Source organism: Paenibacillus sp. J22FR21, assembly GCF_056269135.1.
The window spans coordinates 428,893-450,768 of record NZ_JBWDNJ010000004.1; the positions used below are offsets into that span (position 1 = coordinate 428,893).

Here is a 21,876-nt window from a genome sequence, read left to right on the forward strand (position 1 = left end):
GAAATGTTGCATTCTATGCAACATTCGGAAACTGCTCAACACGTTCATCAAGCAATCCTGACGAACAGCACGCAAAAAAAGCACCCGACCACATGGTCAGGTGCTTCTAGATACTGTCTCGGCTTGAAGCTGCTATTAGTACGGGTTGATGACTTCAGAACCGATTTTCTGCTTGCGAACGAGCTGCTTCGCGCGATCCGAGAACTGATCGTACGTCTCTTGCGGGATTTGAAGACCGCCTTGGTAAGGAGCAGTTGCAGTAGACGAGTAGATCAAAGCAATGTTTGGTCTTGGCTTGTCCGAACGGTTCGGCGTACCGCGGTGCCACATGCGGTCGTCACGAATCATGATGGAGCCGGCAGGCATGTGAGCCTTGAAGGAAAGCATATGCGGAGCAAGCTCAGGTTTGTTCAACACTTTCGAGCTGTACCAGTTATCCGGATGCAGATGCGTACCGCCGGGCCATACTTCCATCGGGCCGTTCTCATCATTGACGTCTACGAGCGGGTAATTCACGACAAGATTGGTAATGGGTACGTTCACGCCAAAGCGGCTGCCGAATCTAGCGCCCATGTCAGCATGAACGTCTTGGGACTTCGTGCCTTTAGGCATCGACGTGTTCGAAGCAAAATAAGTAAGCTCGCAATCGGAGCCTAGAATTTGATCCACAATATCCGTTACAAAAGGGTGCGCAATAAGCGACTCATCGCAGAATGGCTGCTCAAACGGCAAATACATGCCGATATGGTTCGTCCCATCATGGAAGCCTTCTTCGAGGCTGAATCCGTTCTTCTCCATGAACCCTTCGAGGTAGTCACCGATTCTGTTGTTCAATTGATCTATCTGTGTCCGTGGCAGCACTTCTTCAATCAAGACGTAACCATTTACTTGAATCAACTGTACAGCCAGCTCGATTGTCGAGGGCAACAATTTACCGGATGCTAATTCTTCTGCACTAACTTTCACTTTATCCCATCCAATCTGTTTAGCTTTGGTAAGAATGCGCTTGCTAAGCTATAAAATAACAAATTCATTCCCACTTGGAAAGCTTTAATTGGTGAAACGGCGTTCACCAACTTACAGATGAGACATCGAATTGAACTCCTATTACGTTAAAGCCAAGCGAATCTCATCTACTTCTATCGTGCCATCCTTTACTTCAACAAATACTTCACCGCCCCGAATTCCGGCAATTCCGTATCCGGAGGCTGTGCACAAGAAACTGCTATAGTCTCCCGAAACCTTCGGTGAAACGTAGAGTACGCGCTCCACCGCATCGTACCGAATACCGCTCCAGCCTTGGAGGATGCCATAAGAGGCCATTGCTCTAGCATACCAATGCCCGCACTCGTACTCATCGAAAGGATTTCTTACGCTTCCGTCGTAACGGTCGCGGCAAACACGTACAATATCCATCCCTTCCTCCACACAGCCAACCGACATTAAATGCGAGGCGACTTGATATTCGATACCGGTCCAGACTTCGTTGCTATATACGAACGGGAGCGACAGCTGCCCCCCCTTCGGCCACGTGCAAAGCAGCAGTCCGCCATCTCTGCCGAGCGCAAATCCGGATCGCTGCGGATTGGCATGCTCGGACAAGTCGCGCTTAAGATTGTACGTATAGATACTTAGCAAGTGAGACTTGATCATATCGCGATCCAAGATATCCCCAAGCCCGCACATTTCCGCGATCCACGCTCCGATGACCCCATCGGACAAGCAGCCTTTTCCATATTGATATTTCGGCCCTTCCTGCTGCAGCAGCTCTTGTGCCTCCCTGGAGTAGTTGACATTCCAAGCTTCAGGCCCTTCCAATGTCTCGGCCGCCTTAAAGTTATCATTCCCTTGAGGAACCAATCGGGCAGGATTCGGTGCACGAAGCCCTTGCCAAATAATCTTTTGCTCGAAGTATTCGCCGTTGAACAGTTCTTGCTCCATATACGTCCTGCCCTTGCGATATAGCTCTTCGTATTCGTTCGAAGTGTCTCCCAACGCTTCGCCCATGAGCGAAGCTGCTTTAAGCGCGCCAATATAGATGGAAGAGCACATGCCGTCCGGTCCCCAGAATTCGATGTCGTACGTATTGTGATGCGGCTCGATTAGAACGCCAATGCCATCGGGGTCCCAAAGCTCCTTGCAATACGTCAAGCTTTGCTTGATTTGCGGCCAATACTTCCGGAGCCACTCGGTATCCCCGCTGATTCTCCATTCACGATATGCCTTCATGATGCCGCCTAACTGGCCATCCGAAGCCGCGTGATACTTGTGGCTTGCCGGCTGAATGGGCAATGGTACCCGGAAATTCTGATGCCCGCGTTCATCCTGTCCATCCGTAAATTCCGTAACCCGTAAGCTGCGCTCCAAATCCGGAAACAGATGCGGCACCGCTTGCGCGTAGTTCCAGACATGCGTACATGAACCGCTGCAGCTACCTTCATGGAGCTGCTGCCCTTCCCAGCCCCACATCCGGCCATCCGTCTGGCGCAAGACGGTAGGCGACTTCAGAATCGTCAAATTCGCGGTTATGGCATCCTTGGCTTCCGCAGGAAGCGAGGTTCCATAGAACGTATCGCTAAATTTCAAGCTTCTTTCACGAAGCGAATCATAATGGCTGAACCAGTACTCGGAAACTTCCGAAATGGCAGCGAATTTACCGGCGTACCAGGGCTTATGATATTCTCCGGTCCAATCCGCATGTTTAGCTCCTTCTACACCTTCAATTAGGTTTGTCTCCGGCACATACCACGATAGCATGATTCGAACGACCTGCCGGTCATGAGGCGCTAGCGTTAGTGGAACGTACAGACTCCCACCCGGACTTGGCTTCCCTTCCGTTACCTCAGGATTTTCCACACTTTGGCCTTCTTTAATCGCGTTCCAAACCATCGTTAACGAATCAAACCACCCACCTCGGAACCAAGCGCAGTCGGCTGTGGCGTTCGGATGATCCGTGAAGGCACTGAATGATCCTTCTTCCCATGGCTTTCCTTCTGCCGCCGATTGCTCAAGTACAAAACCTTTGCCTGACTTCGAGCTGTATACCCGTTGTTTCGTCGATTTATTAAATGCCATAAAGTTGGATGCATGAAGGGAATACACGAGCTCGACAGGATGATCCGTCCTGTTGGTCAGCGTAACTTCGAGCGCCGCTGCGGGCAAGCTCGAGTCATCTGCATGTAAGGGAATAAACGGACTCCAACCTGTAATCGACGCCTCGACAGGCAGCCGATCATCATGCAGCTGAGCAGTGCCAAAAGGAAACCTTGCATGAAACGTGCTGTAGTCAAAGCGCGGCAAGCCGAAATGTTTAGCGAACAACCCGCTGCCGGGATTCATCGACTCCGCTTTATTGCCGTAGATCTTCCAAGAAGGAACCAGGCCTTCCATGACTCTCGCAATATTGCCCTGCTCCCCTTTGACACATACGGCGGAAAAGATGATAGGCTCGTGCGTGATATCTGGTGCATGACGTAAAGAGAAATGGGACATTGCCCCCGTTCCCTCCAGACAGAACATCCCCGCTCCGATTCCGCCAAGCGGAAAAGCGATATGAGAATTATGACTCCCCGAATACGATTGACTATACGATTGCTGGCTCATACTGATTCCCCCTTAATGAGTCTCCATCCATCATAAGCGCTCTCCTATCCTATGAATACGAGTTTCATGGAACCGATTACAAATCTCACCCTAATTGAATAAAACTTTCTCCTGGAGAGGTCTCTAGACATTTCCCTCGCTATTCTAACGAACCGTAGAGGCCTTATTTGAGAGAAAAGGGCGCCTCAATTATTCTAACGAACCACAGAGACCTTATTTAGTCGAAATAGCTGATATGCACGAGATTTTGTCAAAATAGCGCCTGTACGGTTCGTTAGAATTTCAAACCGCTACTTTATGATCAAATAAGGCCCGTACGGTTCGTTAGAATTAAAAAAGGCCAACCTGTAAATTAAGGTTGACCTAATAATACGAAGAGCGACAACTTTACGGCTCTTTGAGCGTTTCTATTTGCTCATGAGTTGAGTTTTATAAGCGTACTACCGTCTTCGTCTCACTCGCACGGATGATTGCATCCAGCACCTCTTGATTGCGGTAACCGTCCATAAAGCCCGGCAGACCGTTTGGCTCCTTGCCTTCCAGCATCGCTAGGAAATCTGAATATTGGGAGACTTTGCACGAGCTCGGCACATCAAGCGTCGATCTGGACAGCTGACCCGGCTCCTCCTCGCGGATCCAGATCAGTTTATCCGGATTTTCCGTGGAGGCGTGGATGGTGCCGAAGTCGCCATAGATGGATACTTCGTGCTGGTTGCCCGAGCCGATCGCGTTACGCGATGTTTGGAAAACACCCATCACGTCACCTGTCATCCGCGCTTGGAAGCTGGCAAAGTCATCGACTTCGATGGGAACCATCTGTCCTGTCGCCGCATCGGGACGTTCCGTAATAATCGTCTTCAGCTGTGCAGACAGCTCCTCGAACTCGCCGAACAGAAAACGCGCCAAGTCGATCATATGCGAACCGAGGTCGCCAAGCGTACCTGTCCCGGTAATGTTCTTATCGAATCGCCAAACATAAGGAACCTTATACTGCGCCGCTCCCCAGCCCTGCAAATATTGCACAGAGAAGCTGCGAATCGTTCCGAGCTTGCCCTGCAGCACGAGTTCACGGGCGTATCGGAAAGCAGGCGTGTAACGGTACGTAAAGCCAATCATTGCCGCTACCGGCTGCTGCTTATACAGCTCAAGCAGCGGTCCCGCTTCCTCAAACACGCGTGTAAACGGCTTCTCCGCCATGAACGGTTTGCCCGCCTTCAAACAAGCATGAATGATAGCCGCATGAACATGGTTCGGCGTTGCCGATACGATGGCATCTACTTCCGGGTCCTCAACCAGCTTGTTGAAGTCGGCATATCGTTTGCCTTCATCAAGGCCGAGTTGACTGCCGACTCGCGTCAACGCCTCCGAACTTACATCGCTCACAGCCACGACTTCGAACCGCTCGCCTTCATCAGCCAACCAGCGGATATGAGCGTTTGCCATGCCGCCAAGACCTATCAAACCAATGCGAAACTTGCTCATCGCTGCTCCCCCTTTCCCGTAACCACTATGCCTTCACCGAAATCGGCTCCAGCGGTGCCGAATGACCGTATACCGGAGCAGCCGTCGCGCTTGGAGCCGCCCAATGCACGCCATTCTTGATAACACGAAGAATTTCTTCGTTGTAGTAGGTCGGATACGTTTCGTGACCCGGACGGAAGTAGAAGATTTTGCCCTGACCGCGATTGTACGTAACGCCGCTTCGGAACACTTCTCCGCCCTCGAACCACGAAACGAATACGAGCTGATCCGGAGCCGGGATATGGAAATGCTCACCGTACATTTCTTCTTTCTCCAGCTCAATGTACTCCCCGATTCCCGCTGCGATCGGATGCGCAGGATCGATGACCCAGATGCGCTCTTTGTCATCGGCTTCACGCCACTTCAATTGCCCTGTCGGGGTTCCAAGCAGCTTTGCGAAAATCTTGGAAGCGTGGCCGGAATGCAGAACAATAAGTCCCATGCCTTTCAAAACCCGTTCGTATACCCGCTCCACAATCGCATCGTCCACTTGATCATGCGCCAGATGTCCCCACCAAATAAGCACATCGGTATTCGCCAACGTTTCCTCGGACAAGCCGTGCTCCGGCTCCGCAAGTGTCGCTGTCCGAACGCTTATTTGCTCACTGGACAAGCCTTCCGCCAGTGCGCCGTGAATGCCTTTCGGATAAATAGCAGCTACATTGGGATTATTGATTTCATGCAAATATTCATTCCAAACGGTTACTTTAATCATCTATGAACACCATCCTGTTAGTTATACCGGTGAAAGGATTGTATATGACCGGTTTGAAAAGTGAGGGGGTATAATCACTTGGATTATACCCCCCTGGTTGTAATCCTTACTTTCCGTTTGCTGCACGCCATTCGTCTAGCTGTTTTTGCGCCTCGGCAATGATTTTGTCAATGCCTGCGCCTTTGAGCTTCTTGATCAGCTTCGGAATTTCAACCTCCGGATCAAGCTGACCCGATTGCAGACCCGGATCGAATGTGCTTTGTACTTTGCTAACGGCAATCAGCTCGTTCTTCACAGGCTCAGAGTTAAACACGAAACCTAGGATTGGCGAAGGATTGCTCGATACCTTCTGGTTAAATTCTTCATAGTTTTTGTACTTATTCGGATCTTCGCCTACACGAGTGTAGTTAAGCATTTGGTTCCCGATCTGCCACATATTGTCGTGATAGAAGCCGACTGTATCCTGTGTTTTGCCATCTGGCAGCGCAACCTGACCGTCTTTCAGCACATAATGTGTACCTTCCACGCCGAAGTTGAACAGACTCAGCAGCTGCTGATCTTTGTAGAACAGGTTAAGCAGCATCATGGCACGGGCAGGGTCCTTCGAGGTTTGCGAAATCCCTTGCATCGTAGCAGCCAGCTTCGTTGTTTGCAATCTATCGATATTAAGCGGTACTTGAATGATGTCGCTGCCTACGCTGCTTGTTTTGCTTGGCATCAGCTGTGGTAAGCCGATTTCGGTGCCTGCCAGGATATCCAAGTCACTGCCGATGGACGCGAATGCTGTCTTGGCTTGGAACTTTTTCCAGATATCTACGCCAGGCGTTGTTGCATCCTTATTGATGTAACCCGCTTTGAACCATTCACGCGTCAGCTTTGCAAGCTCCATATAACGCGGCGTTGCATAGGTATTCACGACTTTGTACGTGTTGTTCGGATCGGCATCTCTCAGATCAAGCCCGATCGGGCCAACAATATTCGCTGTGCTGCCGGAACCATAGTAAGCGCCGAGTGGGAACGAAGGTCCAACAGCAGGCGTTACGCCGGGCTCATTTTCCTTGATCGTTTTCAAGATAGGCCCGAGATCTTTGAACTCGCCGGATTTCAGCGCGCTTAGATCCAGATTGTACTTATCGACGAGTGCTTTGCTGATTGCGACACCTTGTGGATTGCCCAGCTCTTGATGCACGTGAACGCCGTAGATTTTGCCGTTGCGCAGTGCGCCATCATGGAATTTACCTTCGATTGCCTCAATATCAGGCGCGTTCTGAGCAAGTAAATCATCTAGCGGAAGCAGTCCACCTTTGTTCACCTGTGCATCAAAGTTCATCCAGTTTGCCGTCCAGATCAAGTCGAACTTCTGCCCGGAGGACATCATCAGGTTCGTCTTGTCGGCGTAGGCGCTCCAATCGATCGGGTTCAGCTTAACCGTCATATTCATGTCCGGATAGGTTTGTTTCAAGTAATCGTTCATTGCCGTTTGCACGACGCCAAGGTCATTTTGCTTGCCATCGGGATAAACCATGACAACCTCGTACGGCTCCAGCGCTTTCGGTGCTTCGGTCGTATTAGTGGCGCCCGTGTTGGTGTTCGTGCTCTCTTGAGCCTGATTCGCCGGCTTCTCGTTGTTAGCTGCATTGTTGTTGCCGCTGGAGCAGCCAGCCGCTACGAGTGAGAGCGAAAGGAGCAGCGATGACAGAACGAAGGATCCTTTTGATACACGTTTCATTTTCTGTAACCTCCCATAATGAATGCTCTATATGATGTCTATATACTAAATCGGCTGCTGCCGAATTCAGCCTTTCACAGCGCCTACCGTTAGGCCTTTCACAAAATACTTTTGCAAAAACGGGAACACCATCGCAATCGGCAGCACCGCGATAATCGCCATCGCCATCTGCAGCTCTTCCAGCGGAAGGATTTGCGTGGATGACGCATCAATATGCGCTTTGCTCGCAATAGCCTGCAGATATTGGGCATTCATGAGCGTGTTGTAGAGGAAGTATTGCAGGTTGTACAGCCTGTCATTGTTGATAAACACCAAGCTTGTGAACCAGTCATTCCAGTACGTCACGATGACGAATAATCCAATCGTCGCAAGCACCGGAAGCGACAGCGGCAAAATAATGCTGAAGTACGTCCGATATTCGCTAGCCCCGTCGATCTGCGCCGAATCCACTAAGGATGGCGGGATGCTGGTCGTGAAATACGTCCGCATAATGAACACGTTGAATCCGCCGAGTAAACCGGGGATGATGAGAGCCGGAAGCGTGTCTTGCAAATGCAAGAACTTCGTATATACGAGGTACCATGGGAGCAATCCCCCGCCGAATAGCATCGTGAACAGTACGTAGAAGCTGAGTAAATTGCGGAACGGAAAATCATTCCGCGACAAGGTATACGCTAACGCCGAGGTAACGAACAAACTCACGAGCGTACCGACAACGGTGACGAATATCGAAACGCCATATGCACGAAGGATCGGTTCCGCATCATGCATGAGGAAGCGGTAAGCGGCGAGATCGAAATCTTGAGGCCAGAAGCTGTAACCGTATTTGACTAGTGCATTTTGACCCGTAAGCGACACCATGAGGATGAGCCAGAACGGAAGCAAGCTCGCCAGACTGACAATGATAAAGAATACGATGATGATCGGGTTCGTCCGATTGCTGTTGTTCATGCTCTCCCACCTTTAAAATAAAGCTTTATCACTGCTGACTCGTTTCACTAGCATGTTGACCGACACGACCAAAATAAATCCGATAACCGACTGAAGCAATCCGGCCGATGACGCTAAATCGGTATCTCCGGAGACTAGCAGCGCGTTGTACACGTAAGTATCGATAACCTCTGTGACATCCTTCAACATGCCTGAATTCATGGTCACCTGATAGAACAATCCGAAGTCCGCATTGAAAATTCGGCCAATCGACAGCAGCGTGAGAATGATCATAATTGGGATCAGAAACGGAACCGTTATCTTCGTCATTTGTTTCCACTTCCCGGCTCCGTCAATCATTGCCGCCTCGTAATATTCCTTATCGATTCCGACGATCGTCGCCAAGTAGATGATCGAACCGAAACCTACCGACTTCCAGCTGTTCACGATGATCAGAATATACGGCCAGTACGTAGGTGACATATACCACGAGACGGCCTCATGCCCCGACGGCTCCAGAATCGCTTTGTTAATGAACCCGAGATCCGGGTTGAGGAAGCCGAACACGAGATAGGCCACGACCACCATCGAAATGAAATGCGGCAGGAGCATTGAGCTTTGGAAAAACTTCGACAGCACCTTGCTTCTCACCTCATTGAGCAATAGCGCGAGCAGAATCGAGAGGGCCGTATTGATCACGATAAAAGCGATATTGTACAGCACCGTGTTTGCGATAATGCGCCAAATGTCATTGGTAGCAAACAGAAACTTGAAGTTATCGAAGCCGACCCAGTCGCTGCCCCAGATGCCCTTGGAGAAGTTCAAGCTCTTGAATGCGAGGAATATGCCGAACATCGGCATGTAATTATTAATCAGCAGCAGTAATATACCGGGTAAGGCTAATATCCAGAGCGCGTGATATTTCAGCAGCGCCCGAAACGTATGGCCCGCTCTCCTTTTAACTTTCTTACTTGCCGTCGCCGCTGTAAGCGGCTGATCTGCTCCCATGCTGTTCACCATCCTGTTGCTTGTTGATGTGATCATCATACCGAGAATCCGATTACGCCCCTACCGTTTTTGTCACCCTCGCCTAGTCGATTTGTGACATCTTCACATGGACATGCGAAAAAAACGGCTGATGCCGTTTGGTGTTGGTGCTGCTCATATTTCGGGCTGTAAAAGCCCACTGACATGTTAAATATTGCTTTCTGTGCAGCATTTCCCGGTAATTGGCGCGATATCCTGCGAGTTGTTGCACAATCTGAAACATTTTTGCTTTTTCTCGAATGTATAAGCCCATTGGTGCTGGAAATGTTGCCTTTCGCGCAACATTTCCCAATATCGCGCACGATTCCCGGCCATATGCTGCTTTTCCGGCAACATTTCCACTCGCCCAGCCCCAGCCTACAGCCAAACACATAAAAAAACATGGCCAACATCGGCCATGTCTCTCTAATCCCCTATTTGATTGATCGACCGCTCGCTCTCCACTAAGACTGCTTCCGGTACTCCTGCGGGTTCACGCCGGTATGCTTCTTGAACGTCCTCGTAAAATGCGAGAAGTTCGAATAGCCGACCTGCTGGGCGATTGCACTGACGGTCATGTCCGTTGTATCGAGCAGATGCTTCGCGCGGTTCACCTTCGTTTCGATCAAATAATCGATCAAGTTCCGATCCGTCTCTTTCTTGAAGAGCCGGGAGAGGTATGCCGGATTGAGATTCACATAAGCGGCCACATCCTCGCGGGAGATATCCTCCTCGACGTTCTCGCGCATGAAGTAAATCGCTTTCTGCACGAAGCCGTCCGCTTCCTTATCGCGAAACACGGTATCCATCACTGCGGATACCAGATGGACAGCCCAATACTTAAACTGGGCGAGCGTCCGAATCTGCGCCGTTGACCACATCGTGAAATTCGGGATCTGGCTGACAGCGATACCGCGGCCGTATAGGAAATGATAGATCACCTGCAAAAACGCATGCAAATACGCCTCAAGCTGCTTCGGCGAGCTATTCGGATTTTGCTCCAGCTTCGCCACATGCTGCCCGATTAATGCAATCACTTTATCGCGGTTGCCGCTCGAGATCACACCCATCCACTCGGCAATATTGATGCTCACCGACTCATTCGATGACGAAGCAGCCACCACCGCCGCAACCGCAGCCTTATTATAAAGCAGCACCGAATGCGGTTTTGTCACATTGTTTCGCTCCATATCCTTCAAACCGTCGCACAATCCCGGCAGCTCCTGCAGCGGCGCACGATACCCGATATAGCAGGAAATCTGACAGTAGAAGAAGGACAGGCAAGCCGTTTTGAACCGCTCCGCTGCTTGAACCCAGCCATCCGGACCATCGTCATTATCATTGTCGTTGCCATCTCCGTCACCTTGATCACAGTACACCAACACGAACAGAAATCCATTCCTGTCCATGACCGCATGTCCGCGCCGGCCTTCCAGCAGCATTTCTTCCGCCGCTTTCTTTACCGCATACTCCAGAATTTCCTGATCCCGCTCCGGCAGCACCTTCGTCCACTCTTCCAGGCTGATCAGAATAGGCTGCACATAATCGCCGGATGACAGCGCGACTTGAGCATCCTGCAGCGCCCGATCCAGAAAATCCCCGAAAGACATAATCCGGCGCGATAGCATGTCCTGCCAGAAATGCTCGACCAGCAGCGGCTGCTGTTTGTTATATAACGCGTAATATTTTTGGTACTTCTCGTTATAATCCGACTGCTCTCTTCGTTCTTGGATAGATTCGATCATGCGCTCGACAACCTGCGCCAGCTCATCGCTGTCCACCGGTTTAAGCAAATAATCGAAGCTCCCAAGATGCACCGCCTGCTTCGCATACGTAAATTCACTGTGGCAGGTCAGAAAAACAAATTCCGTCAGCGGGTACTGCTCCTTCACCCAGCGGACCAGCGAAAGTCCATCCTCATCAGGCATCTCGATATCGCAGATCAGAATATCGACCGGCTTTTCCAGCATGAGAGCCCTAGCCTCATCAGCGCTGCCGGCCGTATAAACCGCATCAATGTCGAGCGCCTCCCAATCCTTGCAATTCATAATGCCTTCAATGGCGAACTTCTCATCATCGACAATCAGCATCGTACAACGTTTCACTGCAAACCTCACTCCTCCGCATAGTCAATCGGCAGCAGGAGACGAATCCTTACGCCATTTCGTTCATTCGGATAAAATCCCAACTCAGCCTTGTTTCCATATTGCATCGTTAATCGCTTCTTCACGTTCCATACCCCGATATGATTATCTTCCGAATCCGGGGCGTACCCGTCATCGTTCAATTCAGCTAACTTCTCGGCCGTCATGCCTTTGCCGTTATCTTCAATAGCAATCTCCATCATCTCTTGCTCGCCTTGTACGCGCCGTGCCGACAACTGCAGGATGAACGGCGCGTTCTTCACGCTCATGCCGTGAATCATCGCATTCTCTACGAACGGCTGCACAATTAGAGAAGGCAGTTTAGCGCGCAATAAGTCATCCTGCACGTGAATCTCGAAGGAGAACGAGTCTTGGAATCGCATTTTCTGAATCTCCAAGTAGTTGCTAATATGCTCCAGCTCCTGTTCGAGCGTAATCGCATCGCGCTTCGTCCGCAAACTGAACCGGAAATATTCAACCATGTGCCGAACGGTTTTCTTCACCAGTTCATTGCGCTTCAAATCTGCCAATTGGAAAATGATATTCATTGTATTCAGGAAGAAATGCGGATTAATCTGCGTTTGCAAATGCTTCAGCTCGGCTTGCTGCGCCCGCAGGTTCTCCTCGTACACGTCGATTTTCAAATGGGTAATCTCTTCGACCATGTTGTTGAACGTATGGTTAATGATCGCAAATTCCGCAATTTGCGAATTCGGCAGCCGCGTGCTCATGTCGCCTTCTTTAATTCTCCGAATGGCGCCAAGCAGATGACGAATGGGATTGAATAGTATGTTGCGGAAAATAAATAAGTAGAGCACCAATATCGCAAAAACGAGCAGCGGCAGGAAGTTAATGACGGCTTGAAAGCGGCTCAAACCGCTTAGCAGCTCTGAGTTCGGAACCACGACTGCGTAGCTGATGCCTGCAGTCCCCGAATGCTTGTTCACCGCGAGCAGCTTGGACGCTCCATCCTCCACGGTGAAAGAACCGGTTACCTTGATATTGTCCGGAGGCAGCTTCGTAATCGTAGAAAGCGGTGCGGAAGGGTTCGATAGTACGCTGCCGTCATCGCCTACAATTAAGACGCCTGCGCCGCCTTTTACATCCAAGTTACCCAGCGGCGTCTTCAAGCTGTTGATGTTGATAATGGCGCCGATGTAGGCATTGTTCGTTAAGTCATCGCTGACCAGCCGATACAGGAAATATTGGTCTTTTATTCGAATAACCGACCACTTGTACAAATACTGCTTGAGCAAATCCGGACGCTGGAACGAGCTGTCGATCCACGCCCTGACCGGTTCATAATAACCCGAAGCCGCGCCGACCAGGTTCGTGGAATAAAGAGCAGCATTCGGCATCGAATAAACGAAGAACATATCGACCGTATGATAGTACGATTGATAGGTCGAATTGCGGTGGATCAATTCCATTTGTGCAAAATAATAATCCGAATCGGTTAATCCCGGCTGGCCGAATCGCTGGAACTCATCGCTGTTATTCACGATATCCACCATATTCGTCGTAATATCCTCCAAGCTTCTGTCGATCATATTCAAGTTGGAGTTCACCAGATTCTGATAGGAATTCGCCACCTGGGTGAGCACGACGCTCTTCGCGTAGCTCCCTACGAGGAACAAGATGATTAACAGCGGAATCGTAATCGCGCAGAATAACAAAATAAATCGGGAACCGAGCGTGTTCAATTTATTCATTCCGATGAGTCCTCCTATCCGCAATCACTAGGCATTCTTCCCATAATTACTCTAGGAATGATCATAGCGGCATGCTCCGAATCAAGCAAGACAAATAGAAGCCCACAGTGCAGACCGCAACTGTGGGCTTCATCTTAACCTTCCGTCATCGCCAGCAAGTTGACAGCGATCGCATCCGGCATAATCGCCATCCCGCCATACAAGCCGGTGACCGAATTATGCGTATCCGCGAAGCAATCATCGAGCAAGCCCCGATCGTAATACACCTTCGTATGCTGCAAATTATGCGGCATCCACGTCGCATCCCGGTGATCGATCATCCAGCGCATCGCGGCATTCGTGATCCCTTCCCGGTAACGCGTCCAATCGATGGCCGGATCAATGGCCGCCCAGTCGATGCCGAGTCTATAGGACTCCGCAAACGTTTCCAGCACTTCCCACTGCACATGATCGCGCACCCAATTGGCAAAATACCAATCGCTTGAGCAAAAACACGGCTTCGTGTTGTACAGCATGGGTTTATCCGCAGGCTGCCATAGATGGGTGAAAGGGAGCACAGAACGAATCCAGTACACAGCCTTGTCCCTATAGACTTGCTCGCCTGTTGCCAGATGAGCAAGCCAATTCGCGATAGCGGCATGGCCTGCCGCGAACAGGTTCGGACTATGCAGAGGCGTCTCCCAGAAATCGCCGCCTTCCGGCCTTGTCATCGGCAAGCAATAGTCGATGGCACGCAGCGCGCCTTCCTTTAAGCGCTCATCGCCGGTCGCTTTCCACAGGCGAAGCAGCTCGATCGCTGGCGTAACGCACAGATCAAGCGCCGTATCCCCGGCATGACCCATCGGTTCCAGAAAGGCCCGCGCCACGACAAAATCATCCTTCATATAATGCCGCCCATCCGGATCGAAGGGAAATGCACCGTCTTTCCTTTGATGGGAAAGCAGCTCCAGACCTTTTTGCAATAAACGGTCATCGGCCGACAATTCACTTGTGTCGACCGTACTCCCGTTGCTCCCCGAAGCCGCCGCCTCCATCGCCTTGCATTCGTTGACTTTCTCCTGCAGCGAAGAGGCTATCGCCGTCCCTTTGCGGCGTTCTATGTAAGCTTCTGCGAAACGCGGTACTCGGTGCGAATATCCCTTCTCGTACTGCGGTGTTCCGAAGCCTTGTCCTTCCTGCCAATATCGCGCATTATAGGCTTGTGCGATGCGATCAAGCGTTTCCTCATAGGACCACCTAGGCGTGGCAGGTGCAGGGAGCCCTCCGGAGCGAGTGATCCAATCCGTCATCACATCGAGTGATCGCCCCGGAATGACGACAAGCTCAGCGTTCCAAGCAACCACCTGCTGCGGATGGAGCTCCAATGGTTCTGCAGCATAAATTTGATTCTCCGCATGCTCGGTTTGAGCATCTGGCACCATTAGCCCGAGCAGATGATGATTCCGTCTGTCTATGAAATTCGGAGATGCGAATACAGGCTGCTGCACATGTGTGCGGTAGTTGAACCAGCGGGTTGCATGCAGCGCCGGGTCCCATGACAGGCCAACTGCCGTACCTTCATGACTGACCGCCATCACCGGGAAAGCCACCTTATTCGGATGCGGCGCGACTCTGAGCGCCCACGGGTCCTTGAACCAATCAGTGCCGCTCGACCACTCCTCCCCCTCCAGCCATTCCACGCCGGGGAAGATGGCATCTGTTTTGTTCGCTCCGAAAGAATCCGCACCGACTTTAACCCACGGCCCTCTGACATAACGGACAAACAAGTTATAATGCGAGACAAACGAATAAGCCAGCTTCAATACAGGCTGATCGCGCAATAACGTCAGCTTTACTTCCCCATCCATCAACGCCGCATCGAAAGGATACTGAATCCAAGTATCGAACGAAGTGCCTTTCAGCTTCTGCTGCACGACGAGCGCCTTCACCTGAAACGTCAGCGACTCCCCTTCATCCGATTGTGTCCGCTCGTACGACTCCGATTCCATCCGAATCGGAATCTCCTGATCTCGCAGCAGCACCTCACCGAAATGCTCCAGCACCCCCATAAACCGTTCATCTGCCGAAAATACTTCCGCCCATCCCCATCCGGTCAATCTCTTATGCACGTCAATCCGCATATGCTCGTTAGCTAATCGTATGGATTCTCCACCATAGCTGCCCTGCGTAAATTCCGGCACTTCCGATCACTCCTTCAATGTGAGGAAATCAGGTCGTCCTCTATCCCATCCTATTCGAGCACCGGAAGTCCATTCCTGCCTAAGCAATTGTCCGAATAGACCAACCCTGAGCGCTTACAAACGATAGCCCCGGTTTGACGAAGCCTAGCTTAAAGCATAGTATTAGAGGTGAAAAAATCAGCCGATAGGAAGTGCTACATATGAGTGAACATCAAGCTCTGCTAGAGCAGTTGCAACATCAGGAGAACGAGCTTCAATTCTCCACGTTTACGAACGAAACCGCTTTTGAGATCGGTACTAAGATCATTGAAAGAGCGCAGCAAGAAGACAAAGCGATCGCGGTCACAATCGTAAGAAACGGCGAGCTATTATTCCATAGTAAAATGAACGGAACAAACGCAAACAACGATCAGTGGATTCAGCGTAAACGTAATGTTGTTCATCATTTCGGTCACAGCTCTTACTTCATGCATGTCGAGTTCAAAGCAAACGGTAACTCCATTGAATCCTCTCACCTTGATCCTAAGGATTATGCAGCTGAAGGCGGCTCCTTTCCGCTTATCATCAAGAATGTCGGTGTAGTTGGGACAATCACAGCCTCCGGTCTGCCGGGCGAGCTGGATCATCAGATTATCGTGGATGTATTGGGAGAGTTTCTACTCGGAAAATAATCGCTTCACAAGGAGTGTTACCGCAGTGATTACGCGTATTGCAGCAAGAGACGACGCCCCGGAGGTTATTCCGCTGCTGCTCGAAGCGATCGGTGAGATTGCTTATCTGCTTACAGGCGCATCGGATGAAGTCGAGGCGACAGCGCTGTTGACCGACTTCTACAAGCAGACGGGCAATCGAGTCAGCTCGGGCAATGTCATCGTCGCCGAACAGGATGGCCGCATAGCAGGCATGGTCGTGGCTTATTCCGGTAACGATGCTGCGCAGCTGGACGAGCCTTTCCTGGCGAAGCTTCATGGCATGCCTGGCCAAGAACACAGCGTTATTATCCGTGAGGCAAGAGACGGCGAGTTCTATCTGGACGCGTTGGCCGTAGCGGAGCAATTTCGCGGACAAGGGATTGCCAAGCTTCTGATGGCAGCCGCCGAGCAGCGCGCGGCTCAGCTCGGCTTCGAGCGCGTGGCGCTAATCGTCGAAACCTATAACGAGCGGGCTTACCGGCTTTATCTCGCAAGCGGCTACGAGGAAGACGACATGCTGCGCATCGGCGATAGCGACTACCGCCGCATGGTGAAACGAGTATAAGAAGCAGCTACAAGAGGACCGCCTCAATCGTGCACATGGCACTATTGTGGCGGTCCTTTTTGGTGCATATGTGCAGGCCTGATGCGACTGGTGGTGCCGCCCTTCACCCACTAAACGCAGCCAGCTCAATGACGCGTTTCTCTAAACGAGATGCCTCCGCAGCAAATGCCATCATATGGCTTTGCACCGATTTGGCTGCAGAAGTGAGACTATCGCCCGCACCGCCGCCCGACTTCAGGATTCCGATAAAGTCGCTCATTAAACCATAGTCTCCACCGCCATGACCCGCATGTCCGCCGGGCATTTCAAGTGAAATCTTCTCCGGTGCAAGCGCTCCGAAGCGAATCAGCTCGATCTCATTCTTATCCATAGCTGCACGGATCTCGCCCTTCGTACCCATCAGCTTCAGCGTTCGGCTGCATTCTTGCGTAAATGCACTCATCGTGAAGACAGCGGTCACTTCATTCGCAAACTCCATGTTCACGACCTGGTGATCCACCACATTATTATCGCAATGATACACACAGCGTCCATACGGCCCCTCTTGCAAAGCTCTAAGCCTTGCTTCAGGACTTGGATCATCACTAATGGCCGCCGCCATCCAGCTTTCCGCGTCCCCGAGGTAGACATTAGGCGCATAATATAAGCATTCATCCGCCACCGGGCAACCATCCGTACATCGCTTCGGTGCGCCTTCCGGAGCTTTGGAAGCATTGAAGTAAGAGAGGGAGCCGAAAGAGGACAGGCGTGTACAATCATCTCCAGCCAGCCATAACAAGATGTCCATATCATGGCAAGATTTTGCCAGAATCATCGGACTCGACTCCTCGGCATTGCGCCAATTGCCGCGAACGAAGCTATGTGCCTGATGCCAATAACCTACATTCTCATTATGCTGAATCGACATCAGCTGACCGATCTGACCTTCGTCGAGCAGCCTCTTCACAGTACGGAAGAAATTCGTATAACGAAGCACATGGCAGATCGAGAAGATGAGCCCCGACTGCTGCGCTTTCGCCCCCATCTCCAAGCATTCCTGCAGATCCGGCGACATCGGCTTCTCAAGCAGAACATGATAACCCGCGTCAAGCGCCTTCATCGTCGGCTCGTAATGCATCTTGTCCTGCGTACAGATCAGCACGGCATCCGCAAGCTTCGGCTGCGCCAGCAATTCGCGCCAGTCGTCGTAACCCATGCGCTCATCTACCCCATGACGCTGCATCAAACGACCTCGCCGATCATGGTTGGGGTCGGCTACCGCTACAACTTCCATCTCGTCCGGATGTGCCAGCGCATAATCGACGTAATTTTGTCCGCGCAGTCCCGCTCCGATTAAGGCAATCTTCACTTTGCTCATCAGACGCTCATCTCCTACTCTTTTACACTACCAACCGTAATCCCTTTGATGAAATAACGCTGCAGGAACGGGTAAACCAGCATAATCGGCAAAGCGCCTAAGAAAATTTGCGCAGTTCGTAATGTTTTCTCACTGACTTCTTCGAGCCGCTTCAAGTCGTCGATAGATATCGCTGCTTTATTAATAGATGTCACCAGTGTCGATAAGTATGTCTGAAGAGGATACTTCTCCGGTGAGTTCATGTACAAGATGCCGTCAAACCACGAGTTCCAATGACCGACGATCGTGAACAATAATATAGTCGCAAGCGATGGCAGCGACACCGGAAGATAGACGCGTAGAAGAATGGCCCACTGGCCTGCTCCATCAATGGTAGCCGCTTCTTCCATATCCTTCGGAATGTTACGGAAGAAGTTTAACAGCATCACCATGTTCCATACATTGAGTGCACTGGGGATAATCAGCGACCAGATGCTATTAATCAATCCGGTTTCTTTGACGACAATATAAGTCGGAATCAAGCCGCCGCCGAAAAACATCGTAATCGCGAAGAACCATACATACAGCGTTCGGAAATCAAACTGTTCTCTGCTCTTCGATAACGGATAAGCGGTGATGATCGTCAGAAACATGCTGAGTGCCGTGCCGAGAATAACGCGCTCCAAGGATACTTTCAAGGAACGAATAAACTCCACCTTTTGCGCTAAATATTGATAGGCATCTAATGTAAATCCGACGGGCCATAGCTTAACCTGTGCAGCCACTGCGGCGATGTTAGAGCTTAAACTGACTGAAAGCAGATGGATGAACGGTAATATGCCGAGCAGTGTCACTGCAATCAACACGATCGTATTCACAACCATGAACAGGACTCTGCCCCATGATGCTCGATAAACCATGTCATCTCCCCCAGTCTCTTAGAAGATTCTATACTTGGTGAACCGATAAGCCAAGTAATAGGATAAGCCTACCAATCCTAAAGAAATCGCGGATTTAAACAGTCCGACAGCCGCTGCAGGCGCGTATTGCTGGTTGAAGATTCCGAGCCGGTAGACGAACGTATCGAGAATATCCGCACTCTCATAGACGACCGGGTTGTACAGGATCAGTATCTGATCGAATCCGGCATTCAGAATATTGCCTAAGCTAAGCGTAGCGAGCAATATAATAATCGGCGCCATTCCCGGCAGCGTGATATGGACAACCTGCTTCCATTTTCCCGCTCCGTCCACTTCGGCCGCTTCATACAAATTTGAATTGATCCCGGCAATGGCTGCCAGGAAAATAATCATATTGTAGCCCATGCCCTTCCAAACCTCAGAACCTACAATGATGGCCCGAAACCAATCCCCTTGGCCCATGAACATAATCGGTTCGATCCCCGTGCCGGCGAGCAAATCATTGATCGGCCCTTTCAAGGAAAACAGCTCCAGAATGACACCGCCAAGCACCGTCCACGAGAGGAAGAACGGCAGAAAAATACTCGTTTGAATGATGCGCTTAAACCAGTCTCTGCTAAGCTCGTTAAGCAATAAGGCAAGAATAAGCGGGATAGCCAGCCCAAAAGCGATCTTGAGAACGGATATAACCACGGTATTCCAGATGACTTGATTCATATCCGGCAGGTGAAACATGTATCGGAAGTTTTTCCAGCCGACGAATTTGGATTTCCAGAAGCTAAGCACAGGATCGAACTTCTGAAAGGCCATGACGATTCCGAACATCGGGCCATAGGCATAAATGAGCGTAACGATGATACCGGGTATAAGCATGATATGGAATGGCAATTGCCGTATGAACCGGCTTCTCCGCATTGTCTGCTGTTTCATCAAGGTTCCGCCTCCTGTAAGAAGCAGCGGGGAAGACGCTCGATAGTTCGCTCACGTACCTGCTCACTTGCGTTAGCGTCTTCCGCCGTTTCTGCCATTCTCATTATTTCGATGCGTTGCTGTACCAATCGTTCACTTCTGCCGTTACATCGTCACCGCCGAGCGCTTTCCAGCTGCTGACGAATTTATCGAAGCTGTCGATCGATTCGCCCATAATGATCTTCGTAAACGTTTCATTCATCAGCTTATCCAGCTGCGCGCCGTTCTCGACCTGCGATTCCGTTGCGGAGCCGTAGAACTCGTTGTAGACAAATTGCTGACTATCGCGAATTTGACTCGTAAGACCCCAGCCTCCGTCTTTGGAAACACGGCTGGAATAGAGTCCCCATCCGGTTTTGTCGCCTGCAAGGAATTTCTGCGTGGCTTCGAGCGGCTTCTGAATGTTGACGTAATACGGAATATCCTCACTTACCGAATTCAGCTTGTTTGCAACCGCATTGTTGACTTCATCATGGATCGTTTGAATTTCAACCGGATTGTAAATTCGCGGCACGAACCAGTTATACACGTAGCCATTCTCCGGCTTGTTCGTGTCGTAATGCGCCTTCGTGTTCATCTCGATATAGAAGTTGATCATCTTAATGGCAGCTTCCGGGTTGCTGAACTTGCTGTTTACGACAACGATATGTCCCATGCGCACTTTCGGTACAAGCGACTTACCCGGGGAGCCGTCAAGGGACGGAATTTGTACGCAAATCCATTCTGCATTCGGATCCGCATCTTTGTTCAGATTAAGCGGCCAGTTCGGGAGCCACCATTCGCCGTACAGCATGCCGACTTTACTGCTGACGATATCTTCGACGACCTTGTTCTCGTCTTTGAGCGCGAATTCCTTATCGAGAATGCCGTTCTTATACCAGCTTTGCAGCTTGCTCAGCGCAGGCTTCATCTCCGGCTGAATCTCGCCCGGCACCAGCTTGCCGTCGGTGCCTTTAATCCATCCGCTCGGATACGCATTAAAGCCGAAGAACAGGCCGCGAGTATCGAATCCCCAGTTGACGATGTTCTTCTGCAGCGCCAGGCCGTACGTATCCTTCTTGCCATTCTTATCCGGATCATTATTCACGAAAGCGGTTGCGATTTTCTCTAAATCATCGATCGTCTTAGGAGCTTCCAGGTTCACGTTCTTCAACCAATCGGCGCGAATCCATAGAATCTGCGTCGATAAGAAGGGCTCTTCGAAGCCCGGAATACCGTATAGCTTGCCATCCGAGGTCAGTGACTTCATCGCTTGCCCGCCATCGGATTCCATAAACTTTCTCAGCGTCGGTGATGCATATTTCTCGTAAGCGTCCGTTAAGTCAGCCAGGACACCCTGCGTCTTAAACTTCTCGAAGTTGCGAATGTCGACATCCATGATATCCGGCAAATCCCCGGAAGCAATGGATAGCGAGAACTTCTGCTCGTACTGGTCCGTTGGCACCGTCCATTTGTATTTCAAATCGATATTCAGCTGTTCCTTCAGATCCTTCAGGTACGCATTCTGTTCCGGCGTCAGACCGGATGGTGTCTTCGGATCTTCCGGCGGACCGTACCCGAGTACTTCCGTTACCGTTAATGGTTCCGCATATTTGCCCAGCGGGTCAACGTTCTCCGTAGCTGCATCGTCAGTCTTTTCAGTAGTTGTTGTAGTTGCATTGTCTGTCGCGATTGCGTTGTCTGTCTTGTCGGCTTGATCGTTTGCAGTGTTGCCGTCATTGCTTGAGCATGCGGTCATGGTGGCGATTAATGAGATAATCAGAAAAGAACTTGCCCATCTGTTCATTTTGTTTCCCCCCATAGAAATTGTTGTTCACTGCGTTTGACCTTGCTA

Annotated in this window: 16 protein-coding genes; 2 read left to right on the plus strand and 14 right to left on the minus strand. The window is 50.7% G+C overall.

What is annotated here, in order from left to right:
* Positions 1 to 135: 135 nt before the first annotated feature.
* The 10 genes from AC0YNS_RS17405 to AC0YNS_RS17450 form a co-directional block, all read right to left on the minus strand.
* Positions 136 to 966, minus strand: coding sequence for a phytanoyl-CoA dioxygenase family protein (locus tag AC0YNS_RS17405; protein ID WP_475782229.1), 831 nt, complete (start codon positions 964 to 966; stop codon positions 136 to 138).
* Between the two features lie 141 nt (positions 967 to 1,107).
* Positions 1,108 to 3,603, minus strand: a complete 2,496-nt coding sequence (locus AC0YNS_RS17410; protein ID WP_475782230.1) for a GH116 family glycosyl hydrolase — start codon at positions 3,601 to 3,603, stop codon at positions 1,108 to 1,110.
* 429 nt (positions 3,604 to 4,032) lie between these two features.
* Positions 4,033 to 5,085, minus strand: coding sequence for a Gfo/Idh/MocA family protein (locus tag AC0YNS_RS17415; RefSeq protein WP_475782231.1), 1,053 nt, complete (start codon positions 5,083 to 5,085; stop codon positions 4,033 to 4,035).
* 25 nt (positions 5,086 to 5,110) lie between these two features.
* A complete protein-coding gene (locus AC0YNS_RS17420) occupies positions 5,111 to 5,839 on the minus strand; it encodes a ThuA domain-containing protein (RefSeq protein ID WP_475782232.1) in 729 nt (242 codons plus the stop codon).
* Positions 5,840 to 5,945: 106 nt separating this feature from the next.
* Complete coding sequence (locus AC0YNS_RS17425) at positions 5,946 to 7,568, minus strand: ABC transporter substrate-binding protein (protein ID WP_475782233.1); 1,623 nt, start codon at positions 7,566 to 7,568, stop codon at positions 5,946 to 5,948.
* A gap of 66 nt (positions 7,569 to 7,634) precedes the next feature.
* Positions 7,635 to 8,519 carry a carbohydrate ABC transporter permease gene (locus AC0YNS_RS17430; RefSeq protein ID WP_475782234.1) on the minus strand — a complete coding sequence of 295 codons (885 nt, stop codon included), beginning with the start codon at positions 8,517 to 8,519 and terminating at the stop codon, positions 7,635 to 7,637.
* A 12-nt stretch (positions 8,520 to 8,531) separates the two neighbouring features.
* Complete coding sequence (locus AC0YNS_RS17435) at positions 8,532 to 9,506, minus strand: ABC transporter permease (RefSeq protein WP_475782235.1); 975 nt, start codon at positions 9,504 to 9,506, stop codon at positions 8,532 to 8,534.
* Positions 9,507 to 9,988: 482 nt separating this feature from the next.
* Positions 9,989 to 11,629: a response regulator gene (locus AC0YNS_RS17440; RefSeq protein ID WP_475782236.1), complete on the minus strand. Its 1,641-nt coding sequence runs from the start codon at positions 11,627 to 11,629 to the stop codon at positions 9,989 to 9,991.
* Between the two features lie 8 nt (positions 11,630 to 11,637).
* Positions 11,638 to 13,380 carry a sensor histidine kinase gene (locus AC0YNS_RS17445; protein WP_475782237.1) on the minus strand — a complete coding sequence of 581 codons (1,743 nt, stop codon included), beginning with the start codon at positions 13,378 to 13,380 and terminating at the stop codon, positions 11,638 to 11,640.
* Positions 13,381 to 13,514: 134 nt separating this feature from the next.
* Positions 13,515 to 15,560: a hypothetical protein gene (locus tag AC0YNS_RS17450; RefSeq protein WP_475782238.1), complete on the minus strand. Its 2,046-nt coding sequence runs from the start codon at positions 15,558 to 15,560 to the stop codon at positions 13,515 to 13,517.
* A gap of 200 nt (positions 15,561 to 15,760) precedes the next feature.
* Between AC0YNS_RS17450 and AC0YNS_RS17455 the strand changes: the two genes are divergently transcribed.
* Together AC0YNS_RS17455 and AC0YNS_RS17460 are read left to right on the plus strand one after the other, a co-directional pair.
* The gene (locus tag AC0YNS_RS17455; protein ID WP_475782239.1) at positions 15,761 to 16,231 is read left to right on the plus strand and encodes a heme-degrading domain-containing protein; all 471 of its coding nucleotides are present in this window, start codon (positions 15,761 to 15,763) and stop codon (positions 16,229 to 16,231) included.
* Positions 16,232 to 16,256: 25 nt separating this feature from the next.
* On the plus strand, positions 16,257 to 16,817 hold the full coding sequence (locus AC0YNS_RS17460; RefSeq protein WP_475782240.1) for a GNAT family N-acetyltransferase: 561 nt from the start codon (positions 16,257 to 16,259) through the stop codon (positions 16,815 to 16,817).
* A 103-nt stretch (positions 16,818 to 16,920) separates the two neighbouring features.
* On the opposite strand, the gene AC0YNS_RS17465 is transcribed toward AC0YNS_RS17460, so the two are convergent.
* The 4 genes from AC0YNS_RS17465 to AC0YNS_RS17480 form a co-directional block, all read right to left on the minus strand.
* The gene (locus AC0YNS_RS17465; protein WP_475782241.1) at positions 16,921 to 18,174 is read right to left on the minus strand and encodes a Gfo/Idh/MocA family protein; all 1,254 of its coding nucleotides are present in this window, start codon (positions 18,172 to 18,174) and stop codon (positions 16,921 to 16,923) included.
* Positions 18,175 to 18,188: 14 nt separating this feature from the next.
* A complete protein-coding gene (locus AC0YNS_RS17470) occupies positions 18,189 to 19,073 on the minus strand; it encodes a carbohydrate ABC transporter permease (RefSeq protein WP_475782242.1) in 885 nt (294 codons plus the stop codon).
* Positions 19,074 to 19,091: 18 nt separating this feature from the next.
* Positions 19,092 to 20,003 (minus strand): ABC transporter permease, encoded by a 912-nt coding sequence (locus tag AC0YNS_RS17475; RefSeq protein ID WP_256209026.1) that lies wholly within the window; start codon positions 20,001 to 20,003, stop codon positions 19,092 to 19,094.
* A 103-nt stretch (positions 20,004 to 20,106) separates the two neighbouring features.
* Positions 20,107 to 21,828 (minus strand): extracellular solute-binding protein, encoded by a 1,722-nt coding sequence (locus AC0YNS_RS17480; RefSeq protein WP_475782243.1) that lies wholly within the window; start codon positions 21,826 to 21,828, stop codon positions 20,107 to 20,109.
* Positions 21,829 to 21,876 lie beyond the last annotated feature (48 nt).

What these genes read in the sequence shown, in the direction of transcription:
- AC0YNS_RS17410 (WP_475782230.1), bottom strand. Translation starts at nt 3,603, where the DNA reads ATGAGCCAGCAATCGTATAGTCAATCGTATTCGGGGAGTCATAATTCT.
- AC0YNS_RS17415 (WP_475782231.1), bottom strand. Translation starts at nt 5,085, where the DNA reads ATGAGCAAGTTTCGCATTGGTTTGATAGGTCTTGGCGGCATGGCAAAC.
- AC0YNS_RS17420 (WP_475782232.1), bottom strand. Translation starts at nt 5,839, where the DNA reads ATGATTAAAGTAACCGTTTGGAATGAATATTTGCATGAAATCAATAAT.
- AC0YNS_RS17425 (WP_475782233.1), bottom strand. Translation starts at nt 7,568, where the DNA reads ATGAAACGTGTATCAAAAGGATCCTTCGTTCTGTCATCGCTGCTCCTT.
- AC0YNS_RS17430 (WP_475782234.1), bottom strand. Translation starts at nt 8,519, where the DNA reads ATGAACAACAGCAATCGGACGAACCCGATCATCATCGTATTCTTTATC.
- AC0YNS_RS17435 (WP_475782235.1), bottom strand. Translation starts at nt 9,506, where the DNA reads ATGGGAGCAGATCAGCCGCTTACAGCGGCGACGGCAAGTAAGAAAGTT.
- AC0YNS_RS17445 (WP_475782237.1), bottom strand. Translation starts at nt 13,380, where the DNA reads ATGAATAAATTGAACACGCTCGGTTCCCGATTTATTTTGTTATTCTGC.
- AC0YNS_RS17455 (WP_475782239.1), top strand. Translation starts at nt 15,761, where the DNA reads ATGAGTGAACATCAAGCTCTGCTAGAGCAGTTGCAACATCAGGAGAAC.
- AC0YNS_RS17465 (WP_475782241.1), bottom strand. Translation starts at nt 18,174, where the DNA reads ATGAGCAAAGTGAAGATTGCCTTAATCGGAGCGGGACTGCGCGGACAA.
- AC0YNS_RS17470 (WP_475782242.1), bottom strand. Translation starts at nt 19,073, where the DNA reads ATGGTTTATCGAGCATCATGGGGCAGAGTCCTGTTCATGGTTGTGAAT.
- AC0YNS_RS17475 (WP_256209026.1), bottom strand. Translation starts at nt 20,003, where the DNA reads ATGAAACAGCAGACAATGCGGAGAAGCCGGTTCATACGGCAATTGCCA.
- AC0YNS_RS17480 (WP_475782243.1), bottom strand. Translation starts at nt 21,828, where the DNA reads ATGAACAGATGGGCAAGTTCTTTTCTGATTATCTCATTAATCGCCACC.